Source organism: Kribbella sp. (assembly GCF_035687465.1).
Taxonomy (GTDB): Bacteria; Actinomycetota; Actinomycetes; order Propionibacteriales; family Kribbellaceae; genus Kribbella.
On record NZ_DASRXP010000630.1, the window covers coordinates 1 to 10,468 of the forward strand.

The 10,468-nt window shown below is 69.0% G+C and carries 11 protein-coding genes; 4 read left to right on the forward strand and 7 right to left on the reverse strand.

Annotated elements, in window-relative coordinates; all coding sequences use genetic code 11:
- The 3 genes from VFG33_RS33305 to VFG33_RS33315 form a co-directional block, all read right to left on the reverse strand.
- Positions 1-782: DNA gyrase subunit A (locus tag VFG33_RS33305; RefSeq protein WP_325056978.1), on the reverse strand; the 782-nt coding region annotated here is incomplete at its 3' end.
- 132 nt (positions 783-914) lie between these two features.
- Complete coding sequence (locus VFG33_RS33310) at positions 915-2,897, reverse strand: FtsX-like permease family protein (protein ID WP_325056979.1); 1,983 nt, start codon at positions 2,895-2,897, stop codon at positions 915-917.
- Entirely contained in the window at positions 2,897-3,667 is a 771-nt protein-coding gene (locus VFG33_RS33315) for an ABC transporter ATP-binding protein (protein ID WP_325056980.1), read from the reverse strand. The genes VFG33_RS33310 and VFG33_RS33315 overlap by 1 nt, the downstream gene beginning before the upstream one ends.
- 109 nt (positions 3,668-3,776) lie before the next feature.
- Here VFG33_RS33315 and VFG33_RS33320 point away from each other — a divergent pair, with 109 nt between their 5' ends.
- The 4 genes from VFG33_RS33320 (at position 3,777) to VFG33_RS33335 (ending at position 6,625) form a co-directional block, all read left to right on the forward strand.
- Positions 3,777-5,051, forward strand: a complete 1,275-nt coding sequence (locus VFG33_RS33320; RefSeq protein ID WP_325056981.1) for a sensor histidine kinase — start codon at positions 3,777-3,779, stop codon at positions 5,049-5,051.
- Entirely contained in the window at positions 5,033-5,686 is a 654-nt protein-coding gene (locus tag VFG33_RS33325; RefSeq protein ID WP_325056982.1) for a response regulator, read from the forward strand. Before VFG33_RS33320 ends, VFG33_RS33325 begins: the two co-directional genes overlap by 19 nt.
- An 83-nt stretch (positions 5,687-5,769) precedes the next feature.
- Positions 5,770-6,183: a CoA-binding protein gene (locus tag VFG33_RS33330; RefSeq protein ID WP_325056983.1), complete on the forward strand. Its 414-nt coding sequence runs from the start codon at positions 5,770-5,772 to the stop codon at positions 6,181-6,183.
- 19 nt (positions 6,184-6,202) lie between these two features.
- Entirely contained in the window at positions 6,203-6,625 is a 423-nt protein-coding gene (locus VFG33_RS33335) for a TIGR03667 family PPOX class F420-dependent oxidoreductase (protein WP_325056984.1), read from the forward strand.
- Here the strand turns inward: VFG33_RS33335 and VFG33_RS33340 are convergent.
- From VFG33_RS33340 to VFG33_RS33355, 4 genes are all read right to left on the reverse strand, one after another.
- Positions 6,622-6,870 carry a DUF2630 family protein gene (locus VFG33_RS33340; RefSeq protein ID WP_325056985.1) on the reverse strand — a complete coding sequence of 83 codons (249 nt, stop codon included), beginning with the start codon at positions 6,868-6,870 and terminating at the stop codon, positions 6,622-6,624. The two genes, VFG33_RS33335 and VFG33_RS33340, sit on opposite strands and share 4 nt — an antisense overlap.
- On the reverse strand, positions 6,867-7,634 hold the full coding sequence (locus VFG33_RS33345; protein WP_325056986.1) for an ABC transporter permease: 768 nt from the start codon (positions 7,632-7,634) through the stop codon (positions 6,867-6,869). Before VFG33_RS33345 ends, VFG33_RS33340 begins: the two co-directional genes overlap by 4 nt.
- Before the next feature lie 53 nt (positions 7,635-7,687).
- Positions 7,688-9,397 (reverse strand): AMP-binding protein, encoded by a 1,710-nt coding sequence (locus tag VFG33_RS33350; RefSeq protein WP_325056987.1) that lies wholly within the window; start codon positions 9,395-9,397, stop codon positions 7,688-7,690.
- Positions 9,398-9,404: 7 nt separating this feature from the next.
- The coding region (locus tag VFG33_RS33355; RefSeq protein WP_325056988.1) for an ArsB/NhaD family transporter at positions 9,405-10,468 on the reverse strand (1,064 nt) is incomplete at its 5' end.

The window sequence follows — 10,468 nt, forward strand, 5'->3', positions numbered from 1 at the left end:
GTGACGTTCTCGATCCGGGCGGTGGCGCGCATCTTGAAGCTGCCGCGGCCGGTCGCGTAGGCGTCCTTGATGCCTTCCAGGCCGACGATCTTGCCGCCGGTCGGCAGGTCCGGACCGGGGATGAACCGCATCAGGTCGTCCAGGTCGGCCTTCGGCGTCTTGATCAGGTGCCGCAGCGCCTGGATCACCTCGACCAGGTTGTGCGGGGCCATGTTGGTGGCCATCCCGACCGCGATCCCGGCGGCGCCGTTGACGAGCAGGTTCGGGAAGGCGGCCGGCAGCACCGACGGCTCTTCCTCCCGGCCGTCGTAGTTCGGCTTGAAGTCGACGACGTCCTCGTCCAGGCCGTTCGTCATCGCGACCGCCGGCGGAGCCATCCGGCACTCGGTGTACCGCATCGCGGCCGGGCCGTCGTCGAGAGAGCCGAAGTTCCCGTGGCCGTCGATCAGGGGGACCCGCATCGACCAGGGCTGGGCGGTGCGGACGAGGGCGTCGTAGATCGCGCCGTCGCCGTGCGGGTGGTACTTACCCATGACCTCACCGACGACGCGGGCGCTCTTCACGTGACCGCGATCGGGCCGGATGTTGTTCTCCGCCATCGAGAACAGGATCCGCCGCTGGACCGGCTTGAGGCCGTCCCGGGCGTCCGGGAGCGCCCGGGAGTAGATCACCGAGTAGGCGTACTCCAGGAAGCTGGTGCGCATCTCGTCGGAGACGTCGACGTCGAGGATGCGCTCCTCGAAGTCCTCCGGTTCGGCGGTACTGCTGGTCCGGCGTGCCATGCGGTTCTACGTGCTCCTCGATGCCTGGTCGGGACGCGCCGGCGGCGGTCCGGCGGCAGCGCCCATTGTCCCCGGTCCGCACCGTGAACCACGGCAGCGACCCAGCTTTATCGTATGTTGGCTGGCCGGAGGCTACTCGACAGCTCCTGACGGGTGCGACCGGCGCAGGATGAACCCGGTCGGGACCAGGGCGGATCCGACGGCCAGGACCATGCAGACGGCCGCGATCCCGAGCAGGGTCCCCCAGGGGACGGTCATCGGCACCTGGGTCATCCCAACAGTCATCGCATGCCTCAGGAGTACTGCGGCCGTGACCGTGATCGCCGTTCCGAGAGTGAGCGCGACCGCCCCGACCAGCGTCGACTCCCAGAGCACCATCCGGCGGATCTGGGCGGGTGTCGCGCCGAGCAGCCTCGAGGTGACGAATTCGTGGCGTCGCTGCAGGCTGCCCATCAACAGCGTGTTCGCGATCGCGATCCCGCTGTAGAGCGCGGCCGGACCGATCAGCATGATCAGTCCCAGCTGATTCGACTTCCGCACACCGTCATCCTGTTGCCGCTCCCACTCTTCGGCCCGTACTACCTGCGCTCCGGTGCCGGTCAGTTGCCGATCGAGCGCGCCCATCAGCTGGGCCGGCTCGACACCGTCAACGGGTTGGATGAACCAGTGTTCCGGCTCGGCCTGAGGAGCGTGCTGCCGGGCGAGTTCGACCGGGACCAGCAGGGGTCCGTTGACTCCGGACCCGTCCGGGACGATGGCGACGACCCGAAGGCTGTCCTTCGTACGGTCGGCGAAGACCACCGGGATCTCGCTGCCGACCCGGTAGTGCGCGGAACTCGCCATTTCTTTGCCGATGGCGACGGTCTTGCCGGTGAGCTGCGCCAGGTCGCCGGTGATCGGGGTCAGATTGCGGGTCCGCGCGGCGACGGCCGGATCGATGCCTTCGCCGTCCGCGAGTTGCGCGGAGTCGCCGTCCGCGCGGATGATGCCGACGCTGATCCCGCCGTCGGCCTCGGCGACGCCCGGCGTCGAGCGAATGCGCTCTGCCAGCTTTCCCGCATTCTCCGGTGCGGTGATGACGATCGGAGCGGTCAGCATGTCGCGGACGATCGCACTGGAGGCGTCGGCGGCGAAGCTCAGGCTGAGGACCATCGAGCCGGCGATCGCGGAGATACTCAGGATCGGCGCCGCGAGCGAAGCGCTCCGGCGGGGCGCCGCGACGACATTGCTCCGCGCCAGCCGCCCGGATGCGCTGGTCCAGCGGACCAACGGGATGGCCCAGAGACGTCCGATCCAGGGCACCACCAGCGGGCCGAGCAGGGTCAGCGAGATGACGAGAATCATCGGCGAGAACAGGGCGAGCGGCATCACCGCTTCACCCGTGCCCGGCCGGATCAGCGCCAGCATCACGATCGCCGCTGCCAGGAAGACCAGTCCGAAACCGATCCGGACCACACCGATCCGCGGCGGTTCCAGCGCCGCTTCCCGCAGGGCCTCGACCGGTCCCACCCGGCCGGCCCGGCGGGCGGCGGATCTGGCCCCCAGCAAGGCGACGACGAGACCGATGGCGACGGTGATCCCGAGCGGCAACCACGGGCTCGCCGATTCGAGCTTGACCGGTGCGAGATCTGTGTACGACGCCTTCGCCAGCAGCAACGGGGTGGCCAACTGCGCCAGCGCCGCCCCCGTCAGCGAGGCGACCAGAGCCACCACCAAAGCCTCGCCGAGCACCATCCTGCGGACCTGCCGCGGAGTCGCTCCGATCAGCCGGAGCAGCCCGACCTCCCGGCGACGCGCTGCGACCGCGAAGGCGAAGGTGCTGGCGATGACGAAGATCGTGATGAATCCGCTCATCGCCGCCATCAGCGAAAGGACGACCTGCAGGCCGGCGGTGTCCGCGCCGGACAGCGTGACCCGCTGCTGGTGCGGCTGTACGCCGCCCCCGCCGGGAAGGTCCACCAGGACGCTGTCGGCGATCGGCCCGTGGTAGGCGAGGGTGGCTGCGGTCGCGGTGGCGGCCAGGCCGAGCAGGAACACCCCGACAGCGAGCGCCACGAACGAACCGGCGTACAGGGGCAGATGACGGCGTACCGTTTGACGGCTGAGGAAGAACATCAGCGCTCCTCCAGCTCACTCATCGCGGCGGCGATCTGCTGCGGAGTTCCGCGGTCCAGCGAGCCCGCGACCAGGCCGTCGGACAGGAACAGCACCCGTTCGGCGTACCCGGCGGCGACCGGGTCGTGGGTCACCATCACCACCGTCTGGCCGGCCAGGTCGGTTGCCTCCCGCAACAAGCCGAGGATCTGCCGGCTGGTGCTGCTGTCGAGCGCTCCGGTCGGCTCGTCGGCGAAGAAGACCGCGGGCTTGGTGACCAGCGCGCGGGCGATCGCGACGCGTTGCTGCTGACCACCGGAAAGCTCCGCCGGGCGGCGGCGGGCCTTGCCTTCGAGTCCGACCTGGGCGAGGACCTGGTCCACCACCTCGCGGCGCGGCCGGCGCCCGGTGAGGCGGAGCGGGAGGGCGACATTGTCGTACACGGTCAGCGCGGGGAGCAGGTTGTAGGCCTGGAAGACGAAGCCCATCTGTTGGCGGCGGAGCTTGGTCAGCTCGACCTCACTGAGGTCCTGCAGGCCGACCCCACCGAGCAGGACCGCGCCGGTGGTCGGCCGGTCGAGCCCGGCCGCGCACTGCAGCAAGGTCGACTTGCCCGACCCGGACGCGCCCATCACGGCGGTGAAGGAGCCACGGGCGAACTGGTGCGTCACGCCTCGCAGCGCATCGACCGTACCGGCCTTGGACCGGTAGGTTTTGGTGATCCCGTCCAGGAGCAGGGCGGGCGTTTCACTCGGTTCGGCGTACTGGCGCGTCGGCGCGGTGCTGGTCATGGTTCCAGCCAACGCTTCCGCGGCCGTTTCCACCCTGGCCCACGGGGGACTCCTGCGGTAGCGCGCAAGCTACCGCCTTCAGGACTGCTCCGGCCCTAGGGTTGGGCGGGTGAAGAGACCGGACAGTGCGTGGGCAGCTCTGGCCTCGCGCCGCTTCCTGGTCTCGTCCTGGCCGTGGCGGAGTTATGCCTACCTGCTCAGTTCGGTCCCGGTCGGGGTGCTCACCATCGCCGTCCTGCTGGTCGGCGGCGTCGTCAGCGTGGCCCTGAGCCCGCTGATCGTGGGAGTCCTGCTGCTCACGGCCTTCCCCCTGGTCGGCGTGCTGATCGGCATCGTCGAGCGGTGGCGGGCCCAGCTGATGGTCCCGGGTGGCATCCGCAGCCCGCATGCGGTGATGCCGGCGACCATCTCCCGGCGCGAGCGGTCGAGGTTCCGGCGGCGCGAGCAGGCGTCGCTGCGGGCCCTCGGGTACGGCGTCCTGCTCGGGGTGCTGATCTGGCCGTTGAGCACCGTCGTTGCCGGGATGTGCGCGGCCATTCTCGGCATCACCCTCGCGGCGCCCGTCATCGCCGGGTTGGACGAGATGGCGATGGGGCCCTGGATCCTGAACGATCCGTGGGAGGGCGCTGTCTTCCTGGTCCTCTTCGGTCCGCCCTTCTACGTCGTCAGCTCCTACCTGCTCGGCTGCTTCGCGGCGGCGGAGGCCGAGCTGGCCAAGGCGCTCCTGGGCCCGCGGGAGGAGGAGTTGCGGCGCAACGTCGCCGCGCTGCGCCGCTCGAGGCTGGATCTGGTCGACGCGTTCGAGACAGAGCGGGCCCGGATCGAGCGGCATCTGCATGATGGGGTGCAGCAGCGGCTGGTCGGGCTGACGATGACGCTGGGGCTGGCCGAGCTCGACCTGCCGGATGGGGAGGGACGGCGGCTGGTCGTCAAGGCTCACAGTGAGGCCGAGGCCGCGCTGGCGGATCTGCGGGAGGCCGTCCGGGGGATCCACCCGCGCGTCCTGGTCGATCATGGCCTGGAGGCCGCAGTACGGGGGGTTGCTGATCGGAGTCCGCTGCCTGTCGCAGTACAGGTGAGTCTGCCGGGGCGGTTGCCGGCGCCGATCGAGGCGGCGGCGTACTTCGTGGTCAGTGAGGCGCTCGGGAACGTGGCCAAGCATGCGCAGGCGACCCGGTGCGAGGTGGACGGCTGGACCGACGGCGACCGGTTGGTCGTCACGGTGATGGATGACGGGGTCGGGGGCGCGGATCCGGCCGCGGGGACCGGAATCACCGGGCTGGTGACGCGGCTGGACGCCTTGGGCGGCACACTCGACCTGTCCAGCCCCACTGGTGGGCCGACCCGATTGAGGATGGAGTGTCCGTGCCGGCTCGACGACTGAGCATTGTGCTGGCCGAGGATTCGATGCTGTTGCGGGAGGGGCTGGCGAGCATCCTGGATCGCGCCGGTCACGAGGTCCGCGATGCCGTCAGCGACGCGGACACGTTGCTGGCCGTGGTTCGCAAGAGTCCTCCGGACGTGGTGATCACCGACGTACGGATGCCACCCGGGCACAGCGACGAGGGCCTGCGGGCGGCGGCCGCGATCCGCGCCGAGCTACCGGACATCGGCATCCTGGTGCTGTCCCAGTACGTCGCGGACGCCTACCTCTCGTCGTTGCTCGAGACAACGACCGGGGGAATCGGCTACCTGCTGAAGGATCGCGTCGGGCACGTGACGGAGTTCCTGGCGTCGCTGGACCGGGTGGCCGAAGGTGGCACCGTGGTCGACCCGGAAGTGGTTCGCCAGTTGCTCGCGCGACGGCGGGACGATGGTCCGCTGGCGGCGCTGACCCCGCGTGAGCTGGAGGTGCTGGCGCTGATGGCGGAAGGCCGGGTGAACGCGTCGATCGCGGAGCGGCTGGTGGTCAGCGAGGCCGCGGTCCGCAAGCACGTCGGCAACATCTTCGCCAAACTCCACCTGGAGGAAGGCCTCGACCGCCGCGTCTCCGCCGTCCTCACCTACCTCCGCTCCTGAGCCCTGACGTCCGAAGAACTGGCGACCTGTCCCTCCACTTCTTCGGACGCAAGCGCCCTGGTGTGGGGAGGGAGGATGGGGATGTGAACTGGGCTGCTGAGGGTGACATCCGGAAGATCCTGGCCGATTGCGAGACGTGGGCCGTGGTGGGGCTGTCGAACAACACGAGCCGGGCGGCGTACGGCGTGGCGCGGTTCCTGCAGGGACGCGGCAAGCGAATCGTGCCGGTGCATCCGTCCGCGCCGACGGTGCACGGCGAACAGGGATACGCGCGGTTGGCCGACATCCCGTTCGAGGTCGACTGCGTGGACGTGTTCGTCCGGTCCGAGCTGGCTGGTGGCATCGCCGACGAGGCGGTGGGAATCAACGCGCGGGCGGTCTGGTTCCAGCTTGATGTACTGGATCCGGAGGCCTACGCGCGCACGACGGCGGCGGGACTGACGATGGTGATGAACCGTTGCCCGGCGATCGAGTGGGGGCGGCTGGGTCCGTCCTGATGGCGACGGAAGGGCTCAGATGATCTCGATCGACACCTCCACCGACTTCGGCGCGCGGATCGCGCGGCAGCTTGACGACGAGTTGGTGGTCTGGCTGATTACGGTCGCCAAGTCCGGTACGCCGGCGCCGACGCCGGTGTGGTTCCTCTGGCACGGCGACGAGGTCCTGATCGCTAGCCAGCCGGACAAGGCCAAACTTCGCAACATCTCGGCGGCCCCGCGGATCGCGGTGAACTTCAACGCGACGCACAGCGGTGGCGACGTCGGCGTCCTCACCGGAGACGCCGTGATCGACGAGAAGGGTCTCAGCGACGAGGAGCGGACGGCGTACAACACGAAGTACGACGAACCCATCACCGGCCTGGGCATGACGGCGGAGCAGTTCCACGACAGCTACTCGGTCCTGATCCGCATCACCCCGGACAAACTCCGCGGGTTCTAGTTCAGGTAGCCCTCGACGGTGTCTGATGGGCGGGTCGCGGCGGACTCGGGGTCTTCGCCGAACTCGCGCTTGGCGCGGCGCTGGCGGAGCAGGTCCCAGACCTGGTCGAGTTCGACCTCGAGGGCACGCAGCCGGGTGCGCTCGTCTTCGTCGGTGACGTCGCCGGCCGCGTGCTTGGTGCGGAGCTCGTGCTCCTCGGCGACCAGTTCGTCGATGCGGTGCAGAAGGCTCTTGTCGTCGGTCATACCGAAACGGTACGCCCGTCCGGCAACGTCGAGCGGGCGAGTAGTTCGGTGGTCGTCAGGATGGCGATCGATCCTGCGGCGAGCAGTCCGATCAGTACGACGAGCTGCAGCGCGGCCGCCGCCGTGGGCGAGGCCCCGCCCAGCACCATCCCGACGAAGGCACCGGGCAGCGTCACCAGCCCCACTGTCCGGGTCTGGTCGAGCGCGGGCAGCAGGGCGTCCCCGGCGACCGGCCCGGCAACCAGCTTGAACGCGTCCGGCTGCAGCAGCCCGATGGACAACCCGGCCTCGAACTCGCCGAACCGACCGCCGTATTCCGACAGCAGGCGTCGTCCCGCGAGCGTGGTGGCGTTCATCGCGCCGCCGACGATGATGCCGCCCATCGGGAGGATGCTTCCCGGATTGCGCGGGACCACCCCGGGGAGCACGAGCAGCAGCAGTACTACGGCCGCGCCCCCGCCGATCGCGGCAGCGCAGTACGCGTACTGGCCTGGCACCACCGCGACGTGCCGGATGCGGCGCGCGCTGGTGATGGTCGCGACGATCATCATCACCAGGATGAAGGCGAGCGATCCCCAGATCGACTGCAGCGCGAACCCGACGACCACACCGACCACCGCCAACTGGACGACGGCACGCAGGGCGGCGGTGACGATGCCCTTTTCGTGCCGCAGCGAGGCCAGCCGCGAGGCCACGACAGCGATCGCGACCAGCAGTGGCAGAACCACCACAGCCGCGAGGCCGAGCCCGGTGTCATAGGACATAAGCCATTCCAGCACGCAGCCCGGACGGGGCTGCGCAGCACCCGCGGGGCGGTTCAGCCCTGGCGGAAGTCCGACTCGTCGTACGCGTTCGCGGCGCGCTCGCCGTTGGTGACCTTCGCGGCCTCGTCGGCGCGGAGTTCGACCCGGCGGATCTTGCCCGAGATCGTCTTCGGCAGGTCGGCGAACTCGATCCGCCGGATCCGCTTGTACGGTGCCAGGTGGTCGCGGCAGAACTGCAGGATGTCAGCAGCCAGCTCCCGCGACGGTTCCCGCCCAGCAGCCAGTACGACGTACGCCTTGGGTACTGCAAGTCGGACTGGATCAGGCGATGGAACCACCGCAGCTTCCGCGACCGCGGGATGCTCGATCAGTACCGACTCGAGCTCGAACGGCGAGATCCGGTAGTCGCTCGCCTTGAACACGTCGTCCGAGCGGCCGACATACGTGATGTATCCGGACTTGTCCCGGCTGGCGACGTCACCCGTGTGGTAGAAACCGCCGCGCATCGACTCCTCGGTCAGGTCGGCCGCGTCCCGGTACCCGCGCATCAGCGGGACCGGCGGGGGAGCGAGCTCGATGCAGATCTCGCCGTCGTCGCCGACCTCGTCCGTGGACGGATCGACCAGGGCGATCGCGTATCCGGGCAGCGGCCGGCCCATCGAACCGAGCTTCACCCGCTGTCCCGGCGTGTTGCCGATCTGCGCGGTCGTCTCTGTCTGGCCGTAGCCGTCCCGGATGGTGATACCCCACGCGTGGCGGACCTGCTCGATCACCTCGGGGTTGAGCGGCTCGCCCGCCGAGATGCACTCGCGGATCTGTATGTCGACCGCCGACAGGTCGGCCTGGATCAACATCCGCCAGACGGTCGGCGGCGCGCAGAACGTGGTCACGCCGTACGTCGCCAGCACCTGCAGCATCTTCTCGGCGTCGAAACGGCTGTAGTTGTAGAGGAAGACGGTCGCGCCGGCGTTCCAGGGCGCGAAGACGTTGCTCCACGAGTGCTTGGCCCAGCCGGGGGACGACACGTTCAGGTGAACGTCGCCGGGCTGGAGGCCGATCCAGTACATCGTGGACAGATGCCCGACCGGATAGCTCACTTGGGTGTGCTCCACCAACTTCGGCTGACTCGTCGTTCCCGAGGTGAAGTACAGCAACAACGAGTCACTCGCCGCGGTGTCCACGTCGGGCACCGGCCCGTCGTACCCACGCGAATCCTCGTAGTCGAGCCAGCCTTCAACAGGCCCGCCGATACCGACGCGGATGCAGTGGTCGGCGATCCCTGCATAGCGCGGCGCCTCAGCAGCACTCGTCACCACAGCCCGTACGCCGCCACGGCTGATGCGGTCGGCCAAGTCAGCGTCGGTGAGCAAAGTGGTCGCCGGGATCATCACGGCGCCCGCCCGGATGCAGCCGAGCATCACCTCCCACAGCGGCACGGTGTTGCCGAGCACGATCAACACTCGATCACCCGGCTGAAGCCCGGCCTGAGTGAGCCACCCAGCCACCTCGCGCGACCGTTGCGCCATCTCGGCATAAGTCAGCGAGTTGACCTCACCGTCCTCCTCGACGATGGTCAGCGCGGCAACCTCCGGCTGCTCGACGGCGAGCGCATCGAACCAGTCCCGCGCCCAGTTGAACCGATCGAACAGAGGCCAACTGAAATCCCGGTACGCCGTCTCGTAATCCTCCCGATGCGCGAGCAGGAAGTCACGGGCCGCGCGAAACGTACGAGTGGACTCCGAGGTGCTCTGTTCCTCGCTCATGCCCGCACTATTGCATGCCCCAGTGGAGGGTGAGGACTGTGGCGGCGAGGACGAGGGGGGTCAGGAGGAGGCCTCGCCAGAGGAAGGACCACCAGGAGATGTGGACGCCGGCGGCGATGCAGCGGTCGCGCCACAAGAGGGTGGCCAGGGATCCCCACAGGGTCAGGAGGCAGCCGCAGTTGACGCCGATCAGGAGGAGCATCATCCGTTGGCCCTCGTCGGCGGCTACGGGTTCCATGGCGAGGTAGGCCGGGAGGTTGTTGACTGCGTTCGCGCCGAGTGCCGAGGTTCCTGTGAGGCGGAGGTCGCCTAGGAGGTTGCTCGAGCTGCCTGCCACGTCGCGGAGGACGTCTTCGAGGCCGTGGGCGGTGAGCGCGGCGACGACGAGGAACAGCCCGACCACGGTGATCACCAGTCGCCATGGGACCAGGGACCACGTCAGCTCGGCGCGGCGCCGTACGGTGAAGAGGGCGACCAGGATCACAGCGCCCGCACTGGCGGGCCAGGCGACGTCGACACCGCTGACGAAGGCGGGACCGAGTGCGAGGCAGACCCCGGCGCATCCCCAGAACAACACCTTGTCGTCCAGGTGAGGAGTCTCCGGTACGACGTACTGGCGGCGGAGGTCCCGGTGGAACAACAGGGCCAGCAGAGCGACCGTGATCACCACAGCGACGATGGCCGGTCGCCAACTCAGGCCGATGTAGTCCTGCAAGCCGAGGCCGAGCTGATCGAAACGATGCAGCGCGAGGAGGTTCGTCAGATTCGACACCGGGAGCAGGAGCGAGGCAGTACCGGCGAGCCAGACCGTGGTGAAGGCGAACAGCTTCGGCGGGATGTCGAGCTGCCGTGCCATCGCTAGAACGACCGGAGTCAGCAGCACCGCGCAGGTGTCGAGGGAGAGCACGATCGTGAGCGCGGTGGCAAGCGCGACCACGAGCAACCAGAGGCGCCAGACCCGGCCCCGGCCGAGGTGGGCCGCTTCCCGGGCGGCGACCTCGAAGACCTTGGCGGCGTCGGCCAGTCCCGCGATCACGGTGACCGCGACCAGGAAGATCAGGACGGTGGCGA